Here is a 26,123-nt window from a genome sequence, read left to right as displayed (position 1 = left end):
AATATGGAATGGGGTTGGGAAATATAAATTCCGTATTGTAACGGTTTTTATACGCGTCTGCACGAAGGCTTAATTAACGTTTGAATATCTCTCGATAAGATTCATCGCTGAAGCCGATATGAACCTTTCCGCCGTATTCCAGTACAGGACGTTTGATAAGGCTGGGCATTTCGGACATTATCCTGACCGCACCTTCCTTTGAGGACAGGGCCTCCTCCTGCATCAGTGCATCAAGTTTGCGCCATGTGGTCCCCCGTTTGTTGAGCAGTATCTCCAAAGGCACCTGCTCCAGCCACAGGCGGATTTCCGCTTCGGAAGGCGCCTGTTTTTTAAAATCCCGAAATTCAAATTCCATACCATATTCGGCAAGCCAGCTTTGGGCTTTTTTGACTGTGTCGCAATTTGGGATGCCGTGAAGGACTATCATTTGGAAACCTTTTGCCTGAAATAATAAAACCGATATTTTACTATAAGTGTCTGAAAATTTGCCCGTCTGTTTCAGACGGCAAGGGGATTATGTTACAATCTGAAAATTCAACAAATTTAATCTATTGTTCAATATAAGGTTTTACCCATAATGATTTCTACCAACGGCATTACCATGCAATTCGGCGCGAAGCCGCTGTTTGAAAACGTATCCGTAAAATTCGGCGAAGGCAACCGCTACGGCCTGATCGGCGCGAACGGTTCGGGCAAATCCACCTTCATGAAAATCCTCGGCGGCGATTTGGAACAGACCGCCGGTGAAGTCGCAATTGAAAACGGCGTGCGTTTGGGTAAATTGCGTCAAGACCAGTTTGCCTACGAAGACATGCGCGTGCTGGACGTGGTGATGATGGGTCACACCGAAATGTGGGCGGCGATGACCGAGCGTGATGCGATTTACGCCAATCCCGAAGCCACCGAAGACGACTACATGAAAGCCGCCGAACTGGAAGCCAAGTTCGCCGAATACGACGGCTACACCGCCGAAGCGCGCGCTGCCGAATTATTAAGTGGCGTGGGCATTTCCGAAGATTTGCACAATGCGACCATGGCAGAAGTTGCCCCTGGCTTCAAACTGCGCGTATTGCTGGCGCAAGCCCTGTTCTCCAAACCGGATGTATTGCTCTTGGACGAACCAACCAATAACTTGGACATCAATACCATCCGCTGGCTGGAAGGCGTATTGAACCAATACGACTCCACCATGATCATCATCTCGCATGACCGTCACTTTTTGAACGAAGTCTGCACCCACATGGCGGATTTGGACTACAACACCATCACCATCTATCCGGGCAACTACGACGACTATATGCTCGCTTCCGCCCAATCGCGCGAACGCGCCCTGAAAGACAACGCCAAAGCCAAAGAGAAACTGCAAGAGCTGCAAGAGTTCGTCGCCCGCTTCTCTGCCAACAAATCCAAAGCCCGTCAGGCAACCAGCCGTCTGAAACAGGCAGACAAAATCAAATCGGAAATGGTCGAAGTCAAACCTTCCACCCGTCAAAACCCGTATATCCGTTTTGAAGCCGATGAAAAAGCCAAGTTGCACCGTCAGGCAGTGGAAGTTGAAAAACTGGCCAAACGTTTTGAAACTCAGTTGTTTAAAAACCTGAACTTCATCCTTGAAGCAGGCCAACGCCTTGCCATCATCGGCCCGAACGGCGCAGGTAAATCTACCTTGCTCAAACTCTTGGCCGGCGCGTACAACCCCGAATATTCAGACGGCCTCTTGCCGGACGAAGGCAGCATCAAATGGGCGGAAAAAGCCAGTGTCGGCTACTATCCGCAAGACCATGAAAACGACTTTGATGTCGATATGGACCTGAGCGAATGGATGCGCCAATGGGGTCAGGAAGGCGATGACGAACAAGTCATCCGNGGTACTTTGGGTCGCTTGCTCTTCGGCAGCAACGATGTCGTGAAAAAAGTGAAGGTTCTCTCAGGTGGCGAAAAAGGCCGTATGCTTTACGGCAAACTGCTGCTGTTGAAACCCAATTTCTTAGTCATGGACGAACCGACCAACCATATGGACATGGAAAGCATCGAATCCTTGAACATGGCGCTGGAAAAATACAACGGCACACTGATTTTCGTCTCCCACGACCGTCAGTTCGTTTCCTCCTTGGCAACCCAAATCATCGAATTGGACGGCAAAGGCGGATATGAACACTACTTGGGCGATTACGAAAGTTACTTAGAGAAAAAAGGCGTAGCATAAACGCACAAAATACCCTCCGGTTGAAACAATGCCGTCTGAAGCCTCTTCAGACGGCATTATTGATAACTTTAAAATAGGAAGCATATGCAGACTTATCTCGTCGGCGGTGCCGTCCGTGATTATCTTTTGGGCTTGCCCGTCAAAGACCGCGATTGGGTGGTCGTCGGCGCAGACGCACAAACCATGCTGGCGCAAGGCTTCCAGCCTGTTGGCAAAGACTTTCCCGTGTTCCTTCATCCCGAAACGCACGAAGAATACGCCCTCGCCCGCACCGAACGCAAAACCGCCAAGGGCTATGCCGGTTTCAGTTTCCACGCCGACAAAGATGTTACGCTGGAGCAGGACTTGATGCGCCGTGACCTGACCATCAACGCAATGGCGCAGAATTCAGACGGCCTCATCATCGACCCTTTCGGCGGACAACAGGATTTAAAGGCAGGCATTTTGCGCCACGTTTCCCCTGCCTTCGTCGAAGACCCCGTCCGCATCCTGCGCACNGCCCGCTTTGCCGCGCGCTACGGCTTTGAAATCGCCGAAGAAACCATAAAGCTGATGCGGAAAATGGTGGAAAACGGCGAAGCGNACGCTTTAGTCGCCGAACGCGTCTGGCAGGAATTGGCGAAAGGTTTGATGGAGAAAAATCCCCGTAGGATGATTGAAGTGTTGCGCGAATGCGGCGCGCTCAAAGTCTTGCTGCCCGAAGTCGATGCCCTCTTCGGCGTGCCGCAACGAGCCGACTATCATCCCGAAATCGACAGCGGTATCCATACCCTGATGACGTTGCAACGCGCCGCCGATATGGGTCTGACGTTACCCGAACGCTACGCCGCCCTGCTGCACGATTTGGGCAAAGCCAAAACGCCGTCCGACATCCTGCCGCGCCACCACGGACACGACCTCGCTGGCGTCGAACCCGTACGCGAAGTCAATCAGCGGCTGCGTGCGCCGAAATATTGCGCCGAGCTTGCCGAACTTGTCTGCCGTTGGCACATTATTTTCCACCAAGTCGGACAGCTTAAAAACCGAACCATTCTGAACGTTTTGAAAAAAACCGACGCTTTCAGACGACCCGAACGCTTCTCCGCTGCCTTAAACGTCTGCATTGCCGATACGCAAGGTCGTCTGAACCGCGAACACACGCCCTACCCGCAACGCGCGCACTGGCTCGCCCTGCTCGAAGCCGCCAATCAGGCGGATTCGGGTAAAATCGCCGCCGAATGCCGCGCGCAGGGAAAAGCGCACCTTATCGCCGAAGAAATCGATCGGGCGCGACTGACAGAAATTACCCCATTGCAAAAAGCGTTTCGGACGGAGCAAGAAAAGACAGAAAAACATTAAAATGCACAATATGGCTACTTTGAGAATTTTGAGGACGATACCCAATCCAAGCTTTGCAACAGCTGCTGCCATATCCGCTATAATTCACTCTTCAGCCATTCCGTTCCCAACATAAAATCATGACCCTACAAACCGATTTATTGTCTAAAATCAACAATGAAGATTACCAACGCCTCATTCTCAAACACAGCTCGGAATTTAGCGACGGCGAAATCCGCCTATTGAACGAAATCCTTGAAAAATTTACCTTCGACGTCGTTCAAGCGCAGGCATTGGCGCAGGCGGTAATGCAGCAAGTCCGCTTCGACCCCAACGCCTATCACATCGACAGCGACGACGAAGACACCACAGGCATCTGCCCCCACTGCATCAACCCGCCCATGCCGCCCCTGCGCGATTACCTCGTTTGGCGCGAAACGCGCGGATAAAACGCTTTTGACCGTTATCTTTTCAATGCCGTCTGAAACGCCGCCGACCGTTCAGACGGCATACCCGACAAAGGGAACACTATGCTGCAAACCGACAACCTAACCGCTGCCCAGCCCCAGCGCATCATTACCGCCCAAAGCATCTCCTCACAAGAAGAGTTGATCGAACGCGCCCTGCGCCCTAAAACGCTGGACGACTATATCGGGCAAGACAAAGCCAAAGAACAGCTCGCTATCTTCATCCAAGCCGCCAAAAAACGCGGCGAAGCCCTAGACCACACCCTGCTCTTCGGCCCGCCCGGACTGGGCAAAACCACATTGGCACACATCATCGCCAAAGAGCTGGGCGTCAACCTGCGCCAAACCAGTGGCCCCGTCCTTGAGCGCGCAGGCGACCTTGCCGCCCTTCTGACCAACCTCGAGCCGCACGACGTATTGTTCATCGACGAAATCCACCGCCTCAGCCCTGTTGTCGAAGAAATCCTCTACCCCGCGCTCGAAGACTACCAGCTCGACATCATGATAGGCGAAGGCCCTGCCGCCCGTTCCGTCAAAATCGACCTTCCACCCTTCACGCTCGTCGGTGCAACCACCCGCGCAGGTATGCTGACCAACCCTCTGCGCGACCGTTTTGGCATCGTTGCCCGCTTGGAGTTTTATCAAAATCAAGACCTTGCCACCATCGTCAGCCGTTCCGCACAATTACTGCAACTCGACATGGGCGAAGAAGGCGCAATGGAAGTTGCCAAACGCAGCCGCGGCACGCCCCGCATCGCCAACCGCCTGCTGCGCCGCGTCCGCGATTTTGCCGATGTGAAAAACAACGGCGTCATCGATGCCGCCGTCGCCGATGCCGCTTTAAGCATGCTGGATGTGGACGCGCAAGGTTTGGATGTTATGGACAGAAAATTCCTCGAAGCCATCCTGCACAAATTCAGCGGCGGCCCGGTCGGTCTTGACAACGTTGCTGCCGCCATCGGCGAATCAACAGACACCATCGAAGACGTTATCGAACCCTATCTCATCCAACAAGGCTTCCTGCAACGCACCCCGCGCGGCAGAATGGCTACCGAACGCACCTACCTACATTTCGGACTACCGGTCGAAAAATAACGCAATGCCGTCTGAAACAAAGCTACGTTTCAGACGGCATTTTTATTTCAATCATTGCGCAAGATTCAATTTGCCGCTTTTGCCAATTCAACCCTCATAGCATCAATCACCGTCTTATAGTCCGGTTTGCCAAAAATTGCCGAACCTGCCACAAAAGTATCTGCGCCCGCCGCCGCAACGGCGGCAATATTGTCGGTTTTGATGCCGCCGTCCACTTCGATGGCGATGTGCCGCCCGCTTTGTGCTTCGTACCGATCCAGCATCGCCCGCACTTGACGGATTTTTTCAAGGGTGTGCGGGATGAAGCTTTGTCCGCCGAACCCGGGGTTGACCGACATCAGCAAAACCATATCCAGCCTGTCCAACACGTTTTCCAACACATACACGGGCGTTGCCGGATTCAACACCAGCCCGGCCTGACAGCCCATATCACGAATCAGGCTCAAACTGCGGTCGATATGCCGGCTTGCCTCAGGGTGGAAAGTGATGATTGATGCCCCTGCTTTGGCAAACAATTGGATCAGGTCATCCACGGGTTCGACCATCAAATGCACATCAATCGGCACACACGCATACGGTTTTAATGCCGCGCAAACCATCGGGCCGAAGGTTAGATTCGGTACATAATGGTTGTCCATCACGTCAAAATGAATCAAATCCGCACCTGCCGAAATAACATTCGCAACCTCTTCCCCGAGGCGTGCAAAATCAGCCGACAAAATACTGGGTGCGATACGGTAAGTAGTCATGTTTTTTTCCTTCACTATCCTTTTAGGGATTTATTCCGCCGTTATGGCTGCCTGAAAACACGCATCAGACGGCATTATTAACAAAAGTTAACTGCGATAATACCATCTTTCACACGTCAATCTAGTATATTTCCTAAAATTTCCAACAAGAGGAAAAGCCGTGCCACTGCCTGATACCAGCCGTTTTGTCAAACCTGTTGCCTCTTTTCTAGGGATAGCCTTGCTTTCCTGCCAGATTTCCTATGCTGCACCGTCCTATATTTCTCTGAACGATTTTCAACCGAATTGCGATATACGTCGGCTCGGGCTCACTCCGGAACAGCACAATGAATTGCGTAAAATCCGTGCCGCCTTCAAGCTTGCAAATGACAAGGCACGCATAAAAGGAACGCAGTCGGAACTCAGCCGCCGCCAAGTCATTGTCGGAATCATCTCTTCGTATTCGTTTAATCGAGGAGACGCACGCGATTATGTCGAAAACCGCTATTTGTCCAGCATCGATTTTGCGGTGGACGAATTGGAAATCCAACACCGCTTCTTCCATATCCTGACACCGCAACAACAGCAGCTGTGGCTATCCTCCTGTCTCAAATAATTCCTAAAAAACTTACAGCACCCGTTGTTCCGGCAGCCTGCCCGCCCAGTCGCATGCAAACTGCCAGGCAGAACGTCCCGAACGGTTGCCCCTCATCTGCGCCCACTGCAATGCCGCAATCCTTGCGGTTTCATCATACGGCACGCCAAAATCTTCCAGCCAATTTTGCACTGCCGCCAGATAATCGTTTTGATCGAACGGATAAAAACTGAGCCACAACCCGAAACGGTCCGATAGGGATACTTTTTCTTCTACCGCTTCTTTCTGATGGATTTCCCCCCGCATCCCCGTCGTACCGGCATTCTCGTCCAAGTACTCCGGCATCAGATGCCGTCTGTTGGAGGTCGCATAAACTAAGACGTTGGCGCAACGCTGCGATAAACCGCCGTCTAACGCGGTTTTCAATGCCTTATATGTTTCATCACCGCTTTCAAACGACAAGTCATCGCAAAATACGATAAACTTTTCCGGACGCTCTTTTAAAAGCGTCAACAGGTAAGGCAGGCTGACCAAATCGCTTTTATCGACCTCGATCAAGCGCAACCTCTTGTCCGCATATTCGTGCAGCAATGCTTTGACGAGTGATGACTTGCCCGTTCCTCGTGCACCGCTCATCAATACGTTGTTTGCAGGTCTGCCGGCAATGAATTGTTCGGTATTGCGTACCAGCAAATCGGTCTGCCGGCTGACTCCCGCCAGCCTTGCCAAGGGGAAAACATGAGGATCGGGCAAGTGCTCCAAAACCCCTTTTTTACCCGCACTCTGCCAACGGAATGCCAACGCGTTCCAATCCGTGCGTTCGGGTTCCGGCGGAAGTACGGCATCCAAACGCCGTAAAACGGAATAGGCTTTGTCAAGAAATTCGTTTAATTCCATACCTGCCTCATTTTTCAGCATATCTTTGTGCCATCAGGCGTTCGACCGTGTCAACGGTTGCCTGTGTGTTCGGATCGATTTCAATATTGACTTGGTCGCTGGTTTGCCTGCTGCCGAAAAGCGTCCGCTCCAAGGTTTCCGGAATCAGATGTACGCAAAAACGCGTCTTTTCGACTTCTCCGACGGTCAGGCTGCAACCGTCCAAACCGACAAATCCTTTGGTCAGGATATAAGGACTGAGTGCGGTTGGGAGCTCGAACCAAACCGTACGGTTAAACCCGTCCTGTTCGATTTCGACAATACGCACGGTTGTCATGATATGCCCACTCATAAGGTGTCCGCCGATTTCGTCGCCGAAACGCGCCGCCCGCTCAATGTTGACGCAATCGCCTTCTTTCAGTAGTCCCAAATTGGTTTTTGCCAATGTCTCCGCCATCAAATCAAAGCTGACGCGGTTTCCTTCTATTTCGGTAATGGTCAGGCAGCAGCCGTTATTGGCAACCGATGCGCCGCGCTGCAGGTTTTCTGCCGCCGCCGCCTCTTGCGGAAGCTCGACATTATAAGTGTGAAATGTCGACGACGGACGGTGGACTTTTATCAGTTTGCCCAAGCCTTGAACAATGCCGGTAAACATATTCCGATTTTCCTCTATCAATTCGAAGGGCTGAAATTGTAACACTTCCCCAAACAAAATGCCGTCTGAAAGAGTTTCAGACGGCATCAGTTTTTTATTTGCTTCTAAGCCATGGCACATACCCAGTCGGGTAGTACGGTTTTGCCTTTGCTTAATGCGGCCAGGCGTTGCTTACCATATTTTTCAAACAGTAACTCTACTCCGCTTTGCAGACGTAAAACCAAGCCCGTGGGCGTATCCAATTTGATAAAGTCGATACCCCGCCCTATCAGCTTCTCGATTACGGAATAAAAATCAGATTTTTCCTGCCGGTTTAAAAACCACGTATTCAGGCTCAACCACCGTCCTCCCTGCAAACCCGATTCAGAATCGAAGTCTGCGCGTATCTGTACCAGACGGTCGTCGGAGAAATGCAGTTCGATGTTGCCGTAGAGCCAAATGTTCCATCCTTTTTTTACCAGCAGCCCCTCGGGTACGCACTCAGGGGCGGGAAACATCTGCAATATCATTTCCGCAGTCTGCCCGATTTCCAGATAATCAAACCGTCCGGCAGACAAGAAATCGTACATATCGATGGAAATTGGAAAATGGTAACGCATGACAAAACCACATAAAATCGATTTATGCGATTATTTCATGTTTTTGTAAGAAGATAAATAAGAATTACTATTATTTACTGAGGACGCAAATCCGTATGCGTGTTCAAATCAATGAAATGCTCATTGACTTCAAATTTCACCGAACGCGCCCTTTGTTGCTGCAACCAGCTTCTAAGCGTCTTCATCCCTGAAAATAAATAAGGAATCGCGCTTTGAAGAATCTGCGGGCGGATGTACATGATGTTGTAGTGCATGGTTACCGGTGTTTCCACATAAAATGCATTACATAACGGCGTACGCTTTGATACGGTTTCAAACCTTGCCACCAAATCATCTGGAAGATACGGCATATCGCATGGCACAACCAGAAGCCAGTCGGCCGTTGCCAGCTGTAAATCGTTCGCGGCAGTACACAAAGCCGAAAGCGGGCCGAAATGCTGCCACTGCCGTGCGTCCGGAAAAATATGCGGGCTCCTTCGAGCATACTCTTCCAAATTCCGGTTGGTGCTGATAGCAATATGGCTGACCTGGGGCCTGATTTTGTCAATGACATGGTCAATCAGTGCTTTGCCATCCAAAAGTACGAGCCCTTTGTCTTCTCCCCCCATGCGGCTTGCCTGACCGCCTGCCAATATCAGTGCAAAAGTTTTTACCGAGGGCGTCCTTTTGGAGAAATTGAAGGTTTTCATGATTACAGCTTGTTGTTCCCAATATTTTTAGAATAAATCTGATATAGACATTTAATAAATTCATATTGTTTGAATTTTATCATAACCTGATTTAACACTGGAAGCGATGACGATTAAGTTTTTCTTAACCAATTCTTTCTGAGCAGTTGTCTCTAATCCGAAAGAATGATATTGTTGACATAATTTTAAAATAATTTTCTCAAAGCATGATACTGTCATCCAGATTTTCAGACGGCATCAGCCTTTCCCTGCGCCTGAAACTTCTGACCGGTTTATGGGTCGGATTGGCGGCATTGTCCGTCGTATTAACGTTGATGCTCTCTTTACGCTTGGAAAATGCCGCCTCCGTCATTGAAGAAGCCGGAAACTTGAGGATGCAGGCATACCGTCTGGCCTACATGGCCGACGAAGGATCTCCCCGCTCACAAATAGACAATCAGGTTGCCGAATTTGAAAAAAGCCTGAAGCGTATTTCGCAAAGCGATGCAATCCACCCGCTGATTCCTTCGGACACCCCTCTTGCTTATGATTTGATACAATCCATGCTGATTATAGATTGGCAGGCACACATTCTCCCCCCGCTCCAGTCCTATCGGCGACCTACTCAGGTCGATCTCTACCGCTTTGCCGGAAACATCGAACTATTTTTGCAGGCATTGGAAAATGCCAACGAAAAAAACACATGGTGGCTCAGGCATTTTCAATGGGCAATTATGCTGATGACGCTGGTGTCGTCTGTACTGATGCTGTTTTGGCACCAGATTTGGGTTATCCGGCCGCTGCAGGCGTTAAGGGAAGGTGCGGAACGCATCGGACGGAGGTGTTTCGATATTCCCGTTCCCGAAGGCGGTACGCCGGAATTCAAACAGGTCGGGCGTTGTTTCAATCAAATGGGCGGCAGGCTGAAAATTTTATATGATGACTTGGAAGGACAAGTCGCCGAGCAGACACGCAGTCTCGAAAAACAAAATCAAAACCTGACCCTGCTATATCAAACTACGCGGGACCTGCACCAATCCTACATACCGCAACAGGCTGCAGAACATTTTCTAAACCGCATCCTGCCCGCCGTGGGAGCCGACTCCGGCAGAGTTTGTTTGGACGGCGGATCCGATGTTTATGTCTCCATTCATCATGCGGATTGCGGCACAGCAGCTTCGGATTTGGGGAAGTACCATGAGGAAACCTTCCTCATCGAGTACCAGAACGAAACATTGGGCAGGCTGTTGCTCAGCTTTCCAAACGGCATTTCTCTTGATGAAGACGACCGCATCCTGCTTCAAACACTAGGCAGGCAATTGGGCGTATCGCTCGCCAGCGCGAAGCAGGAAGAAGAAAAACGCCTGCTTGCGGTATTACAGGAACGCAACCTGATTGCGCAAGGATTACATGACAGCATCGCACAAGCATTAACGTTCCTGAACCTGCAGGTACAGATGTTGGAAAGTGCCTTTGTCGAAGGAAAAAAAGAAGAAGCTGCGGAAAACATCAGTTTTATCAAAACAGGTGTACAAGAATGTTATGAAGATGTCCGCGAACTACTGCTCAACTTCCGTACCAAAATCAGTAATAAAGAATTTCCCGAAGCCGTTGCCGACCTATTCGCCCGCTTTACACAACAAACCGGGATAACGGTCGAAACTGCCTGGGAAAACGGTTCGTTCCTGCCTCCTCAGGAAGAGCAGCTCCAAATGATTTTTATCCTGCAAGAAAGCCTTTCCAATATCCGAAAACACGCCCGTGCCACCCATGTTAAATTCAGACTGATTAAACAGGATGAAAGGTTTACAATGACCATTCAAGACAACGGACAGGGTTTCGACACGGAAAACATTGGAGAGCCTTCGGGCAGCCATGTCGGACTGCATATCATGCAGGAGCGTGCCAAACGTATCCGCGCCGTATTGAAAATCCATTCCCAACCCCAACAAGGAACTACCGTCTCATTGACGGGTGCATCTGAAGAAAGCTTGAAATGACCATTAAAATTATTCTGATAGACGACCATACCCTTTTCCGCAGCGGCATCAAGGCACTTTTGTTACGCCAACATGATTTTGAGGTCATCGGCGAAGCTTCCGACGGACTTTCCGGCATTAAAATGATCAGCCAGCTTCAACCCGATGTCGTCCTGCTTGACCTTGATATGCCCGGTATGAACGGACGCGAGGCACTCTCCCAAATCATCAGCATCAATCCGCAACAGGCAGTCATCATGCTGACCGTTTCCGAAGACAGCGACGACCTTACCGAATGTATGCGTATCGGCGCACGCGGTTACCTGCTGAAAAACATCAACGCCGACTTTCTTCTCGAAAGCATACGCAAAGCCGCCGATGGCGATAATGTATTCTCTCCCGAAATGACTGCCAAACTCGTCCGCAGCCTGATTTCCCCCCAACCCGCACAAGGAACTCAGGCACTTTCCTCCCTTACCCCCCGAGAGATGGAAATCCTAGGTTACCTTGCAGCAGGACACAGTAATAAAATTATTGCACGCCACCTCAACCTTGCCGAATCCACCGTCAAAGTTCACGTTCAAAACCTGCTCCGCAAACTCAATCTCAGCAGCCGGGTTCAAGCCGCCGTTTATGCCATCCATCATAATGTCCCCCAGCCTGTATTGGAGTAAGGCAGGTTCAGACGGCATCGGGTCAGGAAAAAAGCAATGCACCCCTTTGACGGGGTGCAATATATAAGGGACGGCATCCGGTGTACCGTCCCTTTAAGTACGCTATTACCGCCGTAACCCGGACGGAATGGCTTAGGCGGTTTATTTCCAAGAATATTTCACACCCACGGTACGTACCAGTTGAAACCTTGCCAACAATCATCGTTGATGTGGGGCATAATCCTCATGCTGCTAAATATTTATCTGAAAAATTGACCGCACTTAAACATAGCATAGAGGGCAAAATGATTGCCGTATGTGGGATGCTCAAAGATAAAGATGCAAATGGGGTATTTGCGCATTTAACGTCTATTATTGATGAACGGCGATGTTGTTTTAGTCTTTGGATCTTTCCACACCGTAGCCGAATTTTGGGCTGTGGCGAAATAAAATTTATCATTAAAACAAAGGGCTGATATTTAAAATCAGCCCTTTGTCTTTTTAAAAGGGGATTATCTCCCCAGATTAATGATTACCAATGATAGCCAACACCGACACCCGCTGAATAATCCTTACTGGTATTTGCCGTACCGACAAATTTTACAACGGTTTTCCCATTATCAGACATTCTTGAATAGCTAACTGCCACAGCTGAAAAGCCTGCAGAAAAACCACTACCCGCAGCAAACATTGATTTACCTGGAATAGTCGATTGTGGTAATGCAGCCGCAGCAGCGATTGTTGCACTTAATCCATTTACGCGTTTATCAAGTTTATTAACGCGATTTTCAAGATGATGAATGCGTTGGTCCATAATACGGATTTCTTGTGGTTTCATTCCAGTTGGACCTTGAGGACCGACTGGACCTATATCACCTTTATCACCTTTATCACCCTTATCACCTTTGGTGCCTTGGATACCTTGCTCGCCTTTATCGCCTTTAGGACCTGTTGCTCCAGTATTACCTTTATCGCCTTTATCACCCTTGGTGCCTTGGATACCTTGCTCGCCTTTGTCGCCTTTAGGACCTGTTGCTCCAGTATCACCTTTATCACCTTTATCACCTTTAGGGCCTTGTGCGCCAGCTGCACCATCTTGTCCAGCAGGACCTTGAAGACCAGCAGGACCGGTATCACCTTTAGGACCTTGGGGGCCAGCTACACCAGGAGTGCCTTGAGGACCAGCAGGTCCAGTTTCACCTTGAGGGCCTGGTGCACCAGCTGCGCCATCTTGTCCAGCAGGACCTTGAGGACCAGCAGGACCGGTATCACCTTTAGGGCCTTGTGCGCCAGCTGCGCCATCTTGTCCAGCAGGACCTTGAGGACCAGCAGGACCGGTATCACCTTTAGGACCTTGGGGGCCAGCCACACCAGGAGTGCCTTGAGGACCAGCAGGTCCAGTTTCACCTTGAGAGCCTGGTTGGCCATTTGTAATAGTTGCAGTCGTTGTGCCATCGCTGTCTGTTATAGTAATGGTATGCGAACCATCACTATTAGTGGCGACTTTCGCTGAAACTTTTGTTCCTGCATTACCCGTTGTATTTTTCACACTAGAGCCTACAAAAATAAAGTCACCGTTGGAATCTTTACGTTTTTCTGCATATAAACCATCCCCAAAATCCATACGTAAGCCGTTAGCAAGGAAGTTTTCAACAACTGTACTCCCAATTGCTGGAGATGTGGTTGCGCCTTCAGTTGCTTTCGCACCACCGCTGTAGAAAGATACTCGCGGAATAAAGCTGTAAAGTTGGGATCCGTTGATTGCATCGGTGCTCTCTGCTGAAATTAAGCCTGGCGCAACGTGTTGGATTCGGCGAGTTTGTGTTTCATTACCTACGCTAAATACACCTACAACATTTGTGCCACCTGCAAAATTAGCAAAATTTTTAACCGTACTTCCAGTCGTGTAATAGCCAATATCTTGAGACGTGTAGGTATTATCAGTACCCTTTGAATAATTTGAAGTAGATACTGTGGTTGCATTACTGCCTATTGCTACACTATTTGCAATGCTTGCATTTGCTTGATAACCCAAAGCCAAAGATCGTTCTTCTAAAGCTTGGCTTTCATTTCCAAGTGCTGCTGCATTGGCTTTCTTGGCTTTAGATTTTTTACCTATAGCAATTGCATTACTGACTTCTAATACATCATCTTCAGAATTGGCTCCTTCGCCAATAGAAATATTTTCATTGCCTTTGAGTTTATTACCTGATTTTTTACCAAGTGCAATGTTGTTATTGCCTTTAACATCTTTTCCGGCATCTTCACCGCCAGCAAAGTTGCTATTGCCAGTAACTTTCTGACCCGCAGATTTACCCATAGCAACATTGTTATCACCTGTAACTTCATTTCCAGCTTCATGGCCTGCCGCATAGTTACTATTACCTGTTACTTTTTTACCTGCTTCGGCACCTGCTACAAAGTTACTATTACCCGTTACTTTATTACCACTGTAATAACCAAGGGCGGTATTGGCGTTTCCTGTTACTTCTTTTCCTGATTCTTTACCTAAAACAACGTTGCTTTCACCTTTGATCCAACTACCAGAATTGACGCCAGCCGCAAAGTTATCTTGACCAGCAATCCATCTTCCCGCACTATATCCAAAAGCGATATTGTGCTCTGCACCATCTACAGTACCTTTATCTTTTGTCTCAGTTAAATTGCCATCGGCATCATAGATATTTTCCCAATCATGACCAACATAATTCCCTGCATTTTCAGCAAAGGCAAGGTTGAAGTTACCAACCACGTTGCTACCAGCCGCCTTGCCAAAGGCCATATTGTTCCATCCTTTAGATTGACCATATTTGTCATCAGCTGTTGTTGCGCTCGCATTTTTTATAAAGCCATCAACATTTTGCCCTGCACTTAAACCAAAAGCATAGTTGTAATTCCCTTTTACATTTTGACCTGCGTTTTGACCGATTGCGACATTATAACTACCCGTTGTATCATGGCCTGAATCTTGCCCTGCCATAAAGTTATTATTACCAGATACGCGCCATCCTGCACTAGGTCCTAAAGCGTAGTTGTAGGAGCCTGTTGTGTATTGACCAGCTTTATAGCCTGAAAAGAAGTTATAATTTCCGCTGGTATTTGAACCAGCTCCTTGTATTAAAGAAATGTTATGACTACCACTTATATCTTGTCCTGCCTCTAAACCAGTGGCAAAGTTGTGATTTCCTGAAATAGTTCTCCCTGCACTTTCTCCAAAAGCAATGTTATGTGAACCTGAAACCTTAAATCCAGATAACTTACCAAAGGCAAAGTTACTTGTTCCAGTTAATTGATGACCAGCTTGTTCTCCATAAGTAAAGTTATAGTTTCCAGAGTTACCATCTCCTGCGTTAGAACCAAATGTAAAATTATATTTCCCATGAGTTCTTCTACCAGATAAGTTTCCACCAAAAATAAAGTTATATTCAGAATTTCCACTGGAGTTGTAACCAGCTGTATCACCAAAAGTAAAAATATATTTACCACCATAAGACTCTTGTCCAGCGTTTCTGCCGATAGCTATGCCATAATCCCAATAGTGATGATCGCCTTCTCCAATAACTATTCGATGTGTACCGCCAACAACACCTGCATTACCTAACACAAGAGTATTATTAGCATTCCAGTTTGTTGCAGTGCCTGCAATAATCGTATTTGTGTCACCAATCTGTGTTATTACCCCAAACGAATAATTACTCCACAAAGCCAAAGCAATTAGAGAATAAGAAAAAGAAGTTTTTGTATTCATAATAAAAAATCGTATAAAAGAAGAATTTCTTACGACAGAAGAAAATTGACTAGATCGAACAGATAGATCCTTATCCTTTCTGTCACCAAACAACAGGAAAAGAGAAGTACTACATTAAATTTTAGTGAGGGATTGGGATTTTAATTTTTCGATGTGTAACATAGTTACACATCCCCCTGTAGTACTACAGGGCGTTTACACGCCCTGATTATTCTCTTTGTTATTCATTATTTCCAAGAATATTTCACACCCACGGTGCCTTGATAACCTTTGTGTCGGTTGCTATCGAAGGATTTTTCATAGCGAGCATCTGCATAAAGGTAAGTGTTTTCACTTAAGGAGAATTGAGAACCTAAGCCTAATTCCCACCAAGTGCGGGCAAACTTCCCGGCTAATTTGTCCGACCCGATTAATGCGTTGCCCCTTGCTTTAAAATCGTGCCAAATATTACCGGTGAAATAATAGGTGCGCGTGCGTTGCTTATCGTTCGGTTGGTTATGTGCCAAACGGAAACCGACACGGCCGCGCAAACCGTAACCTTTTTGCGAAACGGCACGAGTGCCGTCGTTAAAGTTGCCTAAGCGCAAGTATTGCGCAATCAGTTGCGCTTGCGGCTCTAAAATCCAGCTATCTCCGTTGTTGGTTTTGTCTTTACCTAAGGCGTAAGGGCGGCCGGTTTCCACTGAAAGGGCAGCTCCCCAGCCGTGATTTTTCGCACCTGTACCGTCAACCGCCGAATAACGGTTATTTAACCAAGAAAGCTGCCCCACCAAATCAATGTAAGTGCCGTTTTCATGGTAACGCGTATCGGTTACACCAAGATTAAGTGCGGTAGTTTTTACGTGGGAAGTTAATTTATCTGCAATCACGATGCCGTTTTTAGCGCGGTATTCATCATAGAATTTGCTATGGGAACGTAACGCGCCGAAATACAAGCCGGTAAAACGACGAGTAAGTTTGCCCTCATCATCTTGTTTGGTTTTAACATCAAAATCGTGTCCCACTTGGAAGCCGTACATATTGGTTTTGAAACCAAAACGTTCTTTTCCATCGAGTTTGAGGTGTTTGCCGATTACGCGCCCCCAAGATTGTTTTTCCACATCTTGCCAATAACTACCTTGCCTGTCCCAAGAAAGGGTTTGGTTTTCGCCACGGCGTTGGTGAAGCGTATCCAGCATCGCATAGCCTGATTCCAAGTTTTGACGCGGAACGAGCGTATAAGCCGGCGCGCTTGGCGTGATGATGGTTTTATCTTGATTTGGTGTGGTTAAAGTCCAGAAGTATTCTGTTACACCATTGTCATCTTTATGAGAAACTAATTGTAATTCCCCTGCACCTGCGGTTTTTGCTGTACCGGTAAAGGTTGAACGTGTATTGTAAGCGTAAGGTTTGGTTGCATCCGTAGAATTTATTTCACCGTTTGCTGTTCCTTTGTCATCGCCTAAAACTTTAATAACAGGGACACTACGTTTGTAGCGATCGGCAAGTTCGCCGATTGAGCCATCAATAACATTTTCAGTACCATCTGTTTTAACGGCTTTAACAGTCGTATTACCAGAGGCATCACCGGTAATCGTTAATAAATCTGATTCTGAATGTGCGCCGGAATAATCTCCTGGAGTATCCCATTTGGTGTTTACTTCTAACACACCATTATTACCAACATAATTTCCTTCAATGGTCAGTTTGTCTGCATAGGATTGATTGGCAAGCGTAATGATGCCGCCATTGGTGAAAGTTCCCTTTTCAAATACAGAAGTTGTACCCGATAAAGAAATACCTGTATTAGATAGGGTCAGCCTACCGCCTGATAGCAATGTAGTTCCTTCGGGTGTTTCTAATGATGTGCCTTTTTCAAGGTTAAATGTTGCCTTTGTCAGTTTTATCGTTCCAAGATCTTCTGATTTGAATTCCATTGCGCCATTTGTAATTTTTAGCACAGCATTGGTAATAGGGAGGGGGAAGCGCATTGTAAATGATTTTTCAGTTCCATCTGGATTGATTAATGTACCAGATGCGCCAAAGATCTCTCCTTCAGGAATAGAAACAGTTCCATCAGGAATTGATGATTTATTTGCGCTTTTATCACTGTGTTTATGAATTAATGTAATTTTATAGTCGGTACCTGCTCCAGTCGCATGTTTTGAAGCATCCAGTACCCCACCATTGGCAAGATTCACATCATAAGCGGTCGCACGTTGGACAGCTTCATCGGCTTTCGGTGCTAATTCCCAAGTTGCGTTATGATCAACGACAACATCAAGTTTAGAGCTTAAGCCCGCCCTTGAATGCTGATGCGTCAGGCCGACCGCTTTTGCCTGATTATCCAGCGTAAAAGTAAGATCTGAGGCTTTGGTTTTTGCTAATTTTGTTTCAGCCAACCAACCTTTGTTTGCCGCCCTTGCTTCCGATTGCGCGCCTTTTAATAAAAATTTTGCATTTTCAGCAACAAATTCCCCATTGTTAAACCAGCTGGCGACTTTACCTCCTGCAAAAGATACCGCCAAGCTGTTCACATTCTTGGCATCCGCGACAATCAATGAGGCATTTTCAGAAGTGGTTGAAATTTTGGTATTATTCAACCGCACTTCTTGATCTTTGTTTGGTTCGTTACGGGAAACACTGTCTCTAACAAAAAGATAGCTTACCTTAGTAGAGTAATCTTGCGTATCAAACACAATAGCCGAATTACCTGATGTGATTGTTCCTGTGCTGGTTTCACTATCCGCGATTAAACGGGATTTGGTACCGAATAAACGCACTGTAGCTGAATCTTTTGTTTCTGACGTATCAAGCACCATATTGCCTGTCGAGTTGATTACCGCACCTTTGTAATCATCAGCTTTTGGCGTGTTAGGTAATTCTGGTTTACCAATTTTCAGTGCTGCGGAATGTTTACCATTCGCTTTTACAGTGATTTTGCTGTCTTTTAAATTGGCTTCCGCACCATCACCTGCAATGTAGATACCTACCAAATAATCGCCAATTTTTGCGGTTGATTTATCTTCAACATTGATAGTTAATGATTTTTCAGAATTTAAAATAGGGGTTGAATGAGCGGGTGATTTTCGATAGATCCTAATCCCTGAAAGTTGATGACCGAATGGAGCAGTTGCACCGCTAAAGGTTCGGGAGCCTAGTTTGGTATCTGGAGTATTATCTACTTTGATTGTTGCATCATCTTTTAATGTTAAAACAGTCTTATTTGTACCATTACCCTGATAATCATACCCAACCGCAATGCCATAGGCTGCATTGGAGTCTGGAGACATATTAGGATTTCCTTCACTGGCTAAAGTAACAGCAATATCGGTTTTTCCTTGAATTTCTTCGGTACGATCGCCACGAATAATAATGGCTTTAGGATAAGTGTGTATTGAAGGATTTGCAGGTGTAACCGTGATATTTACATTACCGGTAACAGTATTGGTAGGTTCTGTAACTTCGTGACCAATAGGCGTTTCACCTGAAATCTGTTTATTTTCATTAATACTGGAATATTCAGCTGAAAAAGCTGTTGCAGAAAGAGAAGAAATCAAAATGCTTAAAAGCGTTTTGCGATAGGGAAATGGTTTCATAAGGGAGCCCGTAATTTCAAAACATAAAGATAAGTAAAAATTGATGTCAATCATTTTAATAATGATTAACTCTTTAATAAGGATTAACTCTTATCAAGAGTTTACCCCCCCCCCCGAATATGGCAAGCAAAAAGAATAATCGCCAACATAATAAAAATGCCGTCTGAAACAGGTTCAGACGGCATTGGCTTTCAGACGGCATTTGATGCTTGGAGGTCAGACAACTTGGGTTTGATGCTCGTTCCCTTGACGCTCTCGGATGAAACCCAAACGGTAAACTGTCTCGCCCTGCCCGCTCAGGAATGACCGAACCGCATCGGCATCTTCAGCAGCAACGATGACAACCATACCGATACCGCAGTTAAAGGTTCGGTACATTTCTTGGGTTTCCACATTGCCCGCCTTTTGAAGCCATTGGAAGAGCTTGGGCAATTCCCACGATTCGGCATTGATTTGTGCAACCGTGTTTTCAGGCAATACGCGCGGCACGTTTTCGGTAATGCCGCCGCCGGTAATGTGCGCCATACCTTTAATGGTAAATTTTTCCAAAGCGGCAAGAATCGGTTTCACATACAGACGTGTCGGCGCAATAATGGCTTCACGCAAAGTTTTGCCATTATCAAACTCGGCATCCAAATCGGGATTGTCGCGTTCGATAATTTTACGGATAAGGGAATAGCCGTTTGAATGTGCTCCGTTGGAAGCCAAACCCAATACCACATCGCCCGCGCCAATGCTGCGGCCGGTAATAACATTCTCTTTTTCCACCACGCCGACGGCAAAACCTGCCAAATCGTATTCGCCAACGGGATACATGCCCGGCATTTCGGCAGTTTCCCCGCCAATCAGGGCGCAACCGGATTCTTCGCAACCTTGTGCAATGCCTTTGATGACATCGGTCGCGCGCGGAACATCCAATTTGCCGCAGGCAAAATAATCCAAGAAAAACAAGGGCTCTGCACCTTGAACCAAAATATCGTTGACACTCATTGCAACAAGGTCAATGCCCACCGTATCGTGTTTATCCCAATCGAAGGCAAGTTTGAGTTTGGTTCCTACTCCATCCGTACCGCTGACCAATACGGGATTTTTATATTTCTTGCCGATTTCGACCAATGCGCCAAAACCGCCCAAATCCCCCAATACTTCCGGGCGCATCGTGCGTTTGGCAAAAGGTTTGATGTTTTCGACCAGTTGGTCGCCTGCGTCGATATCGACACCTGCATCGCGGTAACTCAATGAAGTACTCATCATTTTTCCTTGGTAAATGGTGATTGGACGGTAAAATAACGGGGCGTATTCTACCTTATTTCGCGTTTGCCGGTTTGGATTTTTAGACATATTGTAAACAATTCTCCATATGCCCGCGCGTGTCGGGTTTGGCGGATTCGTCTGCAGGATTAACAGGCAGAAATCCGCCTACCCTTCCCCTCAATTTCTTATATATCGCGTTCCATCAAAAGACGCATTGCTTTTCTTAACCATTCCTTTTGGTGGACAGGCAGAAGAGTTTTTTGATGCCATCATCAAAATTAATATTTTCTTCTTTCCGGTTGAAACCCCAGCATCCGGGGCGGAAAAATCTGATTGCGGGACGGAAGCACCCGCTTCCGATTCGGTGCGGAACAAATGGCGGTGCTTTATGTGCCGTTTTGTGTGTTGAAACACATAGGCAGATAAAAAGCCGCCCGCTGAAAAGCAGACGGCTTATATTTTGTGCCACCGAATTGTCCCAATAAGCATTAACAATATGATTTATATATTTTTATTGGTGCGGACGGAGAGACTCGAACTCTCACACCTCTCGGCGCCAGAACCTAAATCTGGTGCGTCTACCAATTTCGCCACGTCCGCATAAGGGTGGAGATTATACAGATTTTGTCCGATTGCGCAAGGCTTTGGGCGTAATAGTTGAGGCTTATGCTTTGCAGCGGTAAAATCCGCTATTCGTCCGCCTGGCATCGGAATCCGGCGGTTTTATTTTATTGACGGAATTTGAGTATGCCTGCTGCTTTGATTAAAGATTTTCTGCTGACCCAAGGTTTAAAGCTGCCGCCAGACGAGGTACGGACGGCGTATCTGACCGCAAAGACGGTGATGGATATGGGGATGGCTTCGATAGACCGTTCGGTTTTGTGGCGCAATCATGAAGGTTGGAAACTTGCCGATTATCTGCCGTGCGACGATGGTCGCGAAGACAGCCTGAAACAGCTTTTTATGGCTTTGGATTCGGTATTTTCGCGCTGTGAAGGCGTGCGCGCCGCAGCCGTTTATGCCCTGATGCCGTCTGAAAACGCCGCCTTTCAGCTGGTGTGCCTGTCCCAACAGGGAGAAGGTTTGGAAAACATATGGGAGCTGGATGAAAATGTTGCCGATATTTCACTTGCCTGCCGTTGCGCGCAAAGCGGCTGGATGAATATTGCTTCGGATGTGGGCCGTTGGCTGGCATTGGGCGAGCTGTCCGGCGAACGCAACCGGCATTCGGCGGCGCAGCTTTCCATTCCCGTTTGTACGGAGAGCGGCGGCGTGCTGGGCGTGGTTCACGTCGAATTTGAAAAAGCCGGTTGTGCGGATGAGGCGGCGCAGGCGGAATGGGTCGCTTTGGCTTTGGCTCTGTCCGAACCTTTGAAGCAGCTTTTGGGCATCACTGCCGCAGAGGGAGCTGAAAATGTCTGAATTATTGAGCTATGTCGCTTCCTGCCGCCTACCGACCGAATGGGGCGTATTTACGATGCACGGTTTTGAAGAAGCAAGCGGGCAGGAACACGTCGCGCTGACCGTCGGTGATTTTTCAGACGGCAATCCGGTTCTGACGCGCATCCACTCCGAATGCCTGACGGGCGACGCGCTGTTTTCCAGAAAGTGCGACTGCGGGCCGCAACTTGAAGCGGCCATGAGGGCGGTACAGGCAGAGGGGCGCGGCATCATCGTCTATCTGCGTCAGGAAGGACGCGGCATCGGGCTGATTAACAAAATCCGCGCCTATCATTTGCAAGACCAAGGCATGGATACCGTTGAAGCCAATTTGGCACTCGGGCTGCCCGTCGATGCCCGCGATTTCCGTTTGGCGCAATCTATCTACGAATATCTGGGCATCCGCTCGGTCAAACTGCTGACCAACAACCCCGAAAAAATCCAAACTCTGAAAGATGCGGGGATTAACGTGGTCGAACGCATCCCCCTGCACGTCGGGGAAAACCTTGAAAACAAACGCTACCTCCAAACCAAAGCAGACAAGCTGGGACATCTGATGTCTGAATAAGGCAAAGATGCAGGGAACGGGCATCCTGCGCCGCCTTTCGGGAAACAGGTTTCCCATACCTTGATAAAGCAATAAGTTTTATAGTGGATTAACAAAAACCAGTACAGCGTTGCCTCGCCTTAGCTCAAAGAGAACGATTCTCTAAGGTGCTGAAGCACCAAGTGAATCGGTTCCGTACTATTTGTACTGTCTGCGGCTTCGTCGCCTTGTCCTGATTTTTGTTAATCCACTATATAAAGTTACAGGGTGCGAATGCAAACGCATTGCGGGTGCGGGTTTGAGGCATACGCGCAAACATCTTAATACAACGGATTGATATTTATGATTTTCTCCATCATCGTCCCTATTTACAATGTGGAAAAATACCTCCGCTGCTGCGTGGATTCCGTGCTTGCCGAAAATTTTGCCGATTATGAAATGATTTTGGTCGATGACGGTTCGCCGGACGGCTGCGGGAAGATTTGCGACGAATATGCAGACAAATATCCGCATATAAAAGTTATTCATAAAGAAAACGGCGGGCTGTCGGATGCCCGCAACGCCGGTATCCGGGCGGCAAAAGGCGATTACCTGATCTTTTTGGACAGCGACGACTATTGGGCCGATACCAACCGTTCAAAAAACGCGGGGGGGGGATTCTCTTTGATTTACAACAACTTGCAGATAAAAAGATTGATTTGATCCTGCACCCTTCGTCCTTCAATTACCACGACATCTCCAAAGGGGAGGACTTTTCGGATAATGATTTTGTCCGCCATGTTGAAATGCTGGTGGAGGGGCGGTACTATATCTCCAACGCGTGGACAAAGATTGTCAGGCGGGAAATAATCATCAAAAACAATCTGTTTTTCCCAAAAGGATACATTCACGAGGATTTCCCGTACAGTTTGCAATTGGCGCGTTTTATCAAGACTTTTGCCTTTTACGATAACCCTTTTTACCAGTACCGCGTTCTCGGCGGCTCTATCAGCCACAACATCAAATACAAAAATTTCAGCGATATGCTGACGCATCTCAACCGGGGTGTGGATTTTTTAGTCGAAAACAAAAATTCCCCTATCTACGGCGGTTTGCAAAAATTTGTCTTCGACAATATCGGCTATCTGAGGTCTATATTGGTAGGGCTTCATTTTTCCAAAAACATTATCGTCATCTACCTAGAATATTTTTCATTTAAAGAAAAATGCAGAAAGATATTCGGCGCGAAGGCAATCCGTCCGGTTTTTATCGGGAAGACAGCATTCATCAAAGGCTTTTTATCAGAAATTTTTTCGGAATAACCCTCCGGAACCCCCATAATCAGAAGCGTGCGGGAAGAAACAGCCGCCCCGCCGGCGGGGTTGCGGCAATGCCGTCTGAAGCCACGAATCCGGCTTCAGACGGCATCTGTTTACCAAAAAGCAAATAATTCGGTTTAGCGAAAAAACAGATTTGCTTTTTGGTAAATACGTGATTACAATCCGCTACATCCGGTTTCCGCAAAGGGAAAAACAATGACCGACACAGCCGACCTGCGCCGCCGCAACCTGCGGCAGTGGATAGCAAAATACTACGGCGGTTTGCAAACCCGTTTTGCCGAAGCCGTCTGCCTCAATACGGGCGAGCTCTCCGCCCTCTTAAAAAACAAATCCTTCGGCGAGAAAAAAGCCAGAAAAATCTAACAGGCGGCGAACATGCCTGCCATGTGGCTGGATCAGGCAAACCCCGCCGCCCAAACCGACCATCAAGAAAGACGCACCATGTCCCATATCTCCACCATCCCCGAAATCCTAGCAGACATCAAAGCCGGCAAAATGGTCATCATTACCGATGCCGAAGACCGCGAAAACGAAGGCGACCTGCTGATGGCGGCGCAATTCGTTACCCCCGAAGCCATCAACTTTATGATTAAAAACGCGCGCGGCTTGGTCTGCCTGCCGATGGCTGGCGAAATGGTCGAAAAACTCGGCCTGCCCATGATGACCCAGAAAAACGGCGCGCAATACGGCACCAACTTTACCGTCTCCATCGAAGCCGCACACGGCATTACCACCGGCATTTCTGCCGCCGACCGCGCACTGACTATTCAAACTGCCGTTTCCCCGACCGCCAAACCCGAAGACATCGTCCAACCCGGTCATATCTTCCCGCTTCGCGCCCAAAAAGGCGGCGTACTCGTCCGCGCCGGACACACCGAAGCCGGCGTCGATCTGGCGCAAATGAACGGGCTTATCCCCGCCGCCGTCATCTGCGAAATCATCAACGACGACGGCACCATGGCGCGTATGCCCGAGCTGATGAAATTTGCCGAAGAACACAAGCTCAAAATTGGCACGATTGCCGACCTCATCGAATACCGCAGCCGTACCGAAAGCCTGCTTGAAGACATGGGCAACGCACCCGTACAAACCCCGTGGGGCGAGTTCCAACAACACGTTTACGTCGACAAGCTCTCCGGCGAAACCCACCTCGCCCTCGTCAAAGGCACACCTTCCACCGACGAAGAAACCCTCGTCCGCGTACACGAACCCTTCAGCGTCATGGACTTCATCCAAGCCAACCCGCGTCATTCATGGTCGCTGCCCAAAGCACTCGAGCGCATCCAACAGGCCGAAAGCGGCGTCGTCATCCTTCTGCACCGCACCGAAGACGGTGCCGCCCTGCTCGACCGCACCCTGCCCAAAGGCGCAAACCAAGCCTACAAATGGGACAGCAAAAGCTACGGCATCGGCGCGCAAATCCTCGCCGGCCTCAATGTTAAAAAACTGCGCGTCCTCGGCCAACCGTCATCCTTCACCGGCCTCACCGGCTTCGGTTTGGAAGTCGTCGGCTTTGAAGAAGCGGAAAAATAATATAGTAAATTCAAATACTTTATATTTGCTTTATTTATTGCATTATTTCCGTGCAAACGAAAACCCGGTCTGTTGGGTTGGATTTTGTTTTTTCAAATTTCGGGTAACTTCTAATTCGTCATTCCCGCGCAGGCGGGAATCCGGTTCGTCGGGTTTTTGTCATTTCCGATAAATTCCTGTGGCTTTGGTTTTTTGGATTCTCTCTTTCGGGGAAATAACGGCATAAGGATTTTCCAAACCAAACAAAATGCCGTCTGAAAGGCTTTCAGACGGCATTTTAAGTTTGACCGGTTTCATTCATCGGTATTTATGAATTGAATTTCAACATCGTCAGCCTATCCTTAATCTCTTTTTCCAATTCGACAGATTCAGTGAAGAGATTGTCCAAATCCGATGAAAATCACGCTATTTTTTGCGCAAATTCGTCGGCGGATATATCCACATAATCAATCTTTACCTCGAAATACTGCCCCGCTGACAGGCTGTAGTTTTTGGCTTTGATTTCATCGTAACCGACCACCACGCTGAAATCTTCCACTGCCTGTTTGTGCGTGAAGGTATTTCAGATTTTTTGTTCTTCTGCACGGGAAAGTACGGTTTTTTGCCGTCTTTGATTTTTTCACCCAAGCCAGATGCGTCGATTAATATAGTGGATTAACAAAAATCAGGACAAGGCGACGAAGCCGCAGACAGTACAAATAGTACGGAACCGATTCACTTGGTGCTTGAGCACCTTAGAGAATCGTTCTCTTTGAGCTAAGGCGAGGCAACGCCGTACTGGTTTTTGTTAATCCACTATACCACCTTGTCTTTATTGGCTTTATCGATAAACAGGATAAGACCTGAAAAAAGCCGATACGCCTTTT

25 protein-coding genes, 1 tRNA gene and 1 pseudogene are annotated in these 26,123 nt (G+C 47.9%); 15 read left to right on the top strand and 12 right to left on the bottom strand.

The genetic code is table 11. The features are described from left to right. Positions 1–73 precede the first annotated feature (73 nt). Positions 74–427 carry an arsenate reductase gene (locus ACRPFF_RS02970; protein ID WP_250313914.1) on the bottom strand — a complete coding sequence of 118 codons (354 nt, stop codon included), beginning with the start codon at positions 425–427 and terminating at the stop codon, positions 74–76. Positions 428–577: 150 nt separating this feature from the next. On the opposite strand from ACRPFF_RS02970, the gene ACRPFF_RS02965 reads away from it, so the two are divergent. From ACRPFF_RS02965 to ruvB, 4 genes are all read left to right on the top strand, one after another. Further along, on the top strand, positions 578–2,206 hold the full coding sequence (locus ACRPFF_RS02965; protein WP_432673735.1) for an ABC-F family ATPase: 1,629 nt from the start codon (positions 578–580) through the stop codon (positions 2,204–2,206). An 84-nt stretch (positions 2,207–2,290) separates the two neighbouring features. After that, on the top strand, positions 2,291–3,544 hold the full coding sequence (locus ACRPFF_RS02960; protein ID WP_432673734.1) for a multifunctional CCA addition/repair protein: 1,254 nt from the start codon (positions 2,291–2,293) through the stop codon (positions 3,542–3,544). Positions 3,545–3,663: 119 nt separating this feature from the next. Continuing rightward, on the top strand, positions 3,664–3,972 hold the full coding sequence (locus tag ACRPFF_RS02955; protein ID WP_101122971.1) for a hypothetical protein: 309 nt from the start codon (positions 3,664–3,666) through the stop codon (positions 3,970–3,972). A gap of 81 nt (positions 3,973–4,053) precedes the next feature. Further along, positions 4,054–5,085 (top strand): Holliday junction branch migration DNA helicase RuvB, encoded by a 1,032-nt coding sequence (gene ruvB, locus ACRPFF_RS02950; RefSeq protein ID WP_432673733.1) that lies wholly within the window; start codon positions 4,054–4,056, stop codon positions 5,083–5,085. Positions 5,086–5,150: 65 nt separating this feature from the next. Here the strand turns inward: ruvB and rpe are convergent, their stop codons facing one another. Then, positions 5,151–5,834, bottom strand: a complete 684-nt coding sequence (gene rpe, locus ACRPFF_RS02945; protein ID WP_432673732.1) for a ribulose-phosphate 3-epimerase — start codon at positions 5,832–5,834, stop codon at positions 5,151–5,153. A 160-nt stretch (positions 5,835–5,994) separates the two neighbouring features. Between rpe and ACRPFF_RS02940 the strand changes: the two genes are divergently transcribed. Continuing rightward, complete coding sequence (locus tag ACRPFF_RS02940) at positions 5,995–6,429, top strand: Spy/CpxP family protein refolding chaperone (RefSeq protein WP_432673731.1); 435 nt, start codon at positions 5,995–5,997, stop codon at positions 6,427–6,429. Between the two features lie 12 nt (positions 6,430–6,441). Here the strand turns inward: ACRPFF_RS02940 and ACRPFF_RS02935 are convergent, their stop codons facing one another. The 4 genes from ACRPFF_RS02935 to mobA all read right to left on the bottom strand — a co-directional run bounded on the left by ACRPFF_RS02935 (position 6,442) and on the right by mobA (position 9,227). After that, positions 6,442–7,305: an ATP-binding protein gene (locus ACRPFF_RS02935; RefSeq protein WP_432673751.1), complete on the bottom strand. Its 864-nt coding sequence runs from the start codon at positions 7,303–7,305 to the stop codon at positions 6,442–6,444. A gap of 7 nt (positions 7,306–7,312) precedes the next feature. After that, the gene (locus ACRPFF_RS02930) at positions 7,313–7,939 is read right to left on the bottom strand and encodes a riboflavin synthase subunit alpha (protein WP_432673750.1); all 627 of its coding nucleotides are present in this window, start codon (positions 7,937–7,939) and stop codon (positions 7,313–7,315) included. 104 nt (positions 7,940–8,043) lie between these two features. After that, positions 8,044–8,538, bottom strand: coding sequence for a hypothetical protein (locus tag ACRPFF_RS02925; RefSeq protein ID WP_432673730.1), 495 nt, complete (start codon positions 8,536–8,538; stop codon positions 8,044–8,046). 74 nt (positions 8,539–8,612) lie between these two features. Next, on the bottom strand, positions 8,613–9,227 hold the full coding sequence (gene mobA / locus ACRPFF_RS02920; protein ID WP_308031534.1) for a molybdenum cofactor guanylyltransferase MobA: 615 nt from the start codon (positions 9,225–9,227) through the stop codon (positions 8,613–8,615). Between the two features lie 206 nt (positions 9,228–9,433). Here mobA and ACRPFF_RS02915 point away from each other — a divergent pair, with 206 nt between their 5' ends. The 3 genes from ACRPFF_RS02915 (at position 9,434) to ACRPFF_RS02905 (ending at position 12,314) form a co-directional block, all read left to right on the top strand. Continuing rightward, a complete protein-coding gene (locus ACRPFF_RS02915) occupies positions 9,434–11,206 on the top strand; it encodes a histidine kinase (RefSeq protein WP_432673729.1) in 1,773 nt (590 codons plus the stop codon). Further along, on the top strand, positions 11,203–11,859 hold the full coding sequence (locus tag ACRPFF_RS02910) for a response regulator (protein ID WP_250313906.1): 657 nt from the start codon (positions 11,203–11,205) through the stop codon (positions 11,857–11,859). The genes ACRPFF_RS02915 and ACRPFF_RS02910 overlap by 4 nt, the downstream gene beginning before the upstream one ends. 188 nt (positions 11,860–12,047) lie before the next feature. Next, the gene (locus ACRPFF_RS02905; RefSeq protein ID WP_432673728.1) at positions 12,048–12,314 is read left to right on the top strand and encodes a glutamate ligase domain-containing protein; all 267 of its coding nucleotides are present in this window, start codon (positions 12,048–12,050) and stop codon (positions 12,312–12,314) included. Positions 12,315–12,370: 56 nt separating this feature from the next. Here the strand turns inward: ACRPFF_RS02905 and ACRPFF_RS02900 are convergent, their stop codons facing one another. The 3 genes from ACRPFF_RS02900 to purM all read right to left on the bottom strand — a co-directional run bounded on the left by ACRPFF_RS02900 (position 12,371) and on the right by purM (position 20,415). Beyond that, positions 12,371–15,586: a YadA-like family protein gene (locus ACRPFF_RS02900; protein ID WP_432673727.1), complete on the bottom strand. Its 3,216-nt coding sequence runs from the start codon at positions 15,584–15,586 to the stop codon at positions 12,371–12,373. Positions 15,587–15,813: 227 nt separating this feature from the next. Next, positions 15,814–19,164, bottom strand: coding sequence for an autotransporter outer membrane beta-barrel domain-containing protein (locus ACRPFF_RS02895; RefSeq protein WP_432673726.1), 3,351 nt, complete (start codon positions 19,162–19,164; stop codon positions 15,814–15,816). A 216-nt stretch (positions 19,165–19,380) separates the two neighbouring features. Further along, positions 19,381–20,415 (bottom strand): phosphoribosylformylglycinamidine cyclo-ligase, encoded by a 1,035-nt coding sequence (gene purM / locus ACRPFF_RS02890; RefSeq protein ID WP_432673749.1) that lies wholly within the window; start codon positions 20,413–20,415, stop codon positions 19,381–19,383. 109 nt (positions 20,416–20,524) lie between these two features. Between purM and ACRPFF_RS02885 the strand changes: the two genes are divergently transcribed. Beyond that, positions 20,525–20,827, top strand: coding sequence for a hypothetical protein (locus ACRPFF_RS02885; protein ID WP_432673725.1), 303 nt, complete (start codon positions 20,525–20,527; stop codon positions 20,825–20,827). 106 nt (positions 20,828–20,933) lie between these two features. On the opposite strand, the gene ACRPFF_RS02880 is transcribed toward ACRPFF_RS02885, so the two are convergent. Next, positions 20,934–21,018, bottom strand: a tRNA-Leu gene (locus ACRPFF_RS02880). A 147-nt stretch (positions 21,019–21,165) separates the two neighbouring features. Here ACRPFF_RS02880 and ACRPFF_RS02875 point away from each other — a divergent pair. The 6 genes from ACRPFF_RS02875 (at position 21,166) to ribBA (ending at position 25,257) form a co-directional block, all read left to right on the top strand. After that, positions 21,166–21,840, top strand: a complete 675-nt coding sequence (locus tag ACRPFF_RS02875; RefSeq protein ID WP_432673724.1) for a hypothetical protein — start codon at positions 21,166–21,168, stop codon at positions 21,838–21,840. Then, positions 21,833–22,426, top strand: a complete 594-nt coding sequence (gene ribA / locus ACRPFF_RS02870) for a GTP cyclohydrolase II (RefSeq protein ID WP_304668502.1) — start codon at positions 21,833–21,835, stop codon at positions 22,424–22,426. The genes ACRPFF_RS02875 and ribA overlap by 8 nt, the downstream gene beginning before the upstream one ends. 321 nt (positions 22,427–22,747) lie before the next feature. Then, complete coding sequence (locus ACRPFF_RS02865; protein ID WP_432673723.1) at positions 22,748–23,107, top strand: glycosyltransferase family 2 protein; 360 nt, start codon at positions 22,748–22,750, stop codon at positions 23,105–23,107. Further along, complete coding sequence (locus ACRPFF_RS02860) at positions 23,104–23,706, top strand: hypothetical protein (RefSeq protein WP_432673722.1); 603 nt, start codon at positions 23,104–23,106, stop codon at positions 23,704–23,706. The genes ACRPFF_RS02865 and ACRPFF_RS02860 overlap by 4 nt, the downstream gene beginning before the upstream one ends. Positions 23,707–23,919: 213 nt before the next feature. Beyond that, on the top strand, positions 23,920–24,087 hold the full coding sequence (locus ACRPFF_RS02855) for a hypothetical protein (RefSeq protein WP_432673721.1): 168 nt from the start codon (positions 23,920–23,922) through the stop codon (positions 24,085–24,087). 12 nt (positions 24,088–24,099) lie between these two features. Beyond that, positions 24,100–25,257 (top strand): bifunctional 3,4-dihydroxy-2-butanone-4-phosphate synthase/GTP cyclohydrolase II, encoded by a 1,158-nt coding sequence (gene ribBA / locus ACRPFF_RS02850; protein ID WP_432673720.1) that lies wholly within the window; start codon positions 24,100–24,102, stop codon positions 25,255–25,257. 159 nt (positions 25,258–25,416) lie between these two features. Here the strand turns inward: ribBA and ACRPFF_RS02845 are convergent, their stop codons facing one another. After that, positions 25,417–25,533, bottom strand: a complete 117-nt coding sequence (locus ACRPFF_RS02845; RefSeq protein ID WP_432673719.1) for an ABC transporter — start codon at positions 25,531–25,533, stop codon at positions 25,417–25,419. Positions 25,534–25,564: 31 nt separating this feature from the next. Next, positions 25,565–25,905: pseudogene (locus ACRPFF_RS02840) on the bottom strand (N-6 DNA methylase); the annotation flags it as partial. Positions 25,906–26,123 lie beyond the last annotated feature (218 nt).

Source organism: Neisseria sp. SLRRB23 (genome assembly GCF_050896295.1).
Taxonomy (GTDB): Bacteria; Pseudomonadota; Gammaproteobacteria; order Burkholderiales; family Neisseriaceae; genus Neisseria.
The sequence above is the reverse complement of the archived record's forward strand: the minus strand, read 5'-3'. Positions and strand labels throughout refer to the sequence as shown.

What these genes read in the sequence shown, in the direction of transcription:
- ACRPFF_RS02970 (WP_250313914.1), bottom strand. Translation starts at nt 427, where the DNA reads ATGATAGTCCTTCACGGCATCCCAAATTGCGACACAGTCAAAAAAGCC.
- ACRPFF_RS02955 (WP_101122971.1), top strand. Translation starts at nt 3,664, where the DNA reads ATGACCCTACAAACCGATTTATTGTCTAAAATCAACAATGAAGATTAC.
- ruvB (WP_432673733.1), top strand. Translation starts at nt 4,054, where the DNA reads ATGCTGCAAACCGACAACCTAACCGCTGCCCAGCCCCAGCGCATCATT.
- rpe (WP_432673732.1), bottom strand. Translation starts at nt 5,834, where the DNA reads ATGACTACTTACCGTATCGCACCCAGTATTTTGTCGGCTGATTTTGCA.
- ACRPFF_RS02935 (WP_432673751.1), bottom strand. Translation starts at nt 7,305, where the DNA reads ATGGAATTAAACGAATTTCTTGACAAAGCCTATTCCGTTTTACGGCGT.
- ACRPFF_RS02930 (WP_432673750.1), bottom strand. Translation starts at nt 7,939, where the DNA reads ATGTTTACCGGCATTGTTCAAGGCTTGGGCAAACTGATAAAAGTCCAC.
- ACRPFF_RS02925 (WP_432673730.1), bottom strand. Translation starts at nt 8,538, where the DNA reads ATGCGTTACCATTTTCCAATTTCCATCGATATGTACGATTTCTTGTCT.
- mobA (WP_308031534.1), bottom strand. Translation starts at nt 9,227, where the DNA reads ATGAAAACCTTCAATTTCTCCAAAAGGACGCCCTCGGTAAAAACTTTT.
- ACRPFF_RS02915 (WP_432673729.1), top strand. Translation starts at nt 9,434, where the DNA reads ATGATACTGTCATCCAGATTTTCAGACGGCATCAGCCTTTCCCTGCGC.
- ACRPFF_RS02910 (WP_250313906.1), top strand. Translation starts at nt 11,203, where the DNA reads ATGACCATTAAAATTATTCTGATAGACGACCATACCCTTTTCCGCAGC.
- ACRPFF_RS02900 (WP_432673727.1), bottom strand. Translation starts at nt 15,586, where the DNA reads ATGAATACAAAAACTTCTTTTTCTTATTCTCTAATTGCTTTGGCTTTG.
- ACRPFF_RS02895 (WP_432673726.1), bottom strand. Translation starts at nt 19,164, where the DNA reads ATGAAACCATTTCCCTATCGCAAAACGCTTTTAAGCATTTTGATTTCT.
- purM (WP_432673749.1), bottom strand. Translation starts at nt 20,415, where the DNA reads ATGAGTACTTCATTGAGTTACCGCGATGCAGGTGTCGATATCGACGCA.
- ACRPFF_RS02885 (WP_432673725.1), top strand. Translation starts at nt 20,525, where the DNA reads ATGCCCGCGCGTGTCGGGTTTGGCGGATTCGTCTGCAGGATTAACAGG.
- ACRPFF_RS02875 (WP_432673724.1), top strand. Translation starts at nt 21,166, where the DNA reads ATGCCTGCTGCTTTGATTAAAGATTTTCTGCTGACCCAAGGTTTAAAG.
- ribA (WP_304668502.1), top strand. Translation starts at nt 21,833, where the DNA reads ATGTCTGAATTATTGAGCTATGTCGCTTCCTGCCGCCTACCGACCGAA.
- ACRPFF_RS02865 (WP_432673723.1), top strand. Translation starts at nt 22,748, where the DNA reads ATGATTTTCTCCATCATCGTCCCTATTTACAATGTGGAAAAATACCTC.
- ACRPFF_RS02855 (WP_432673721.1), top strand. Translation starts at nt 23,920, where the DNA reads ATGACCGACACAGCCGACCTGCGCCGCCGCAACCTGCGGCAGTGGATA.
- ribBA (WP_432673720.1), top strand. Translation starts at nt 24,100, where the DNA reads ATGCCTGCCATGTGGCTGGATCAGGCAAACCCCGCCGCCCAAACCGAC.
- ACRPFF_RS02845 (WP_432673719.1), bottom strand. Translation starts at nt 25,533, where the DNA reads ATGCCGTCTGAAAGCCTTTCAGACGGCATTTTGTTTGGTTTGGAAAAT.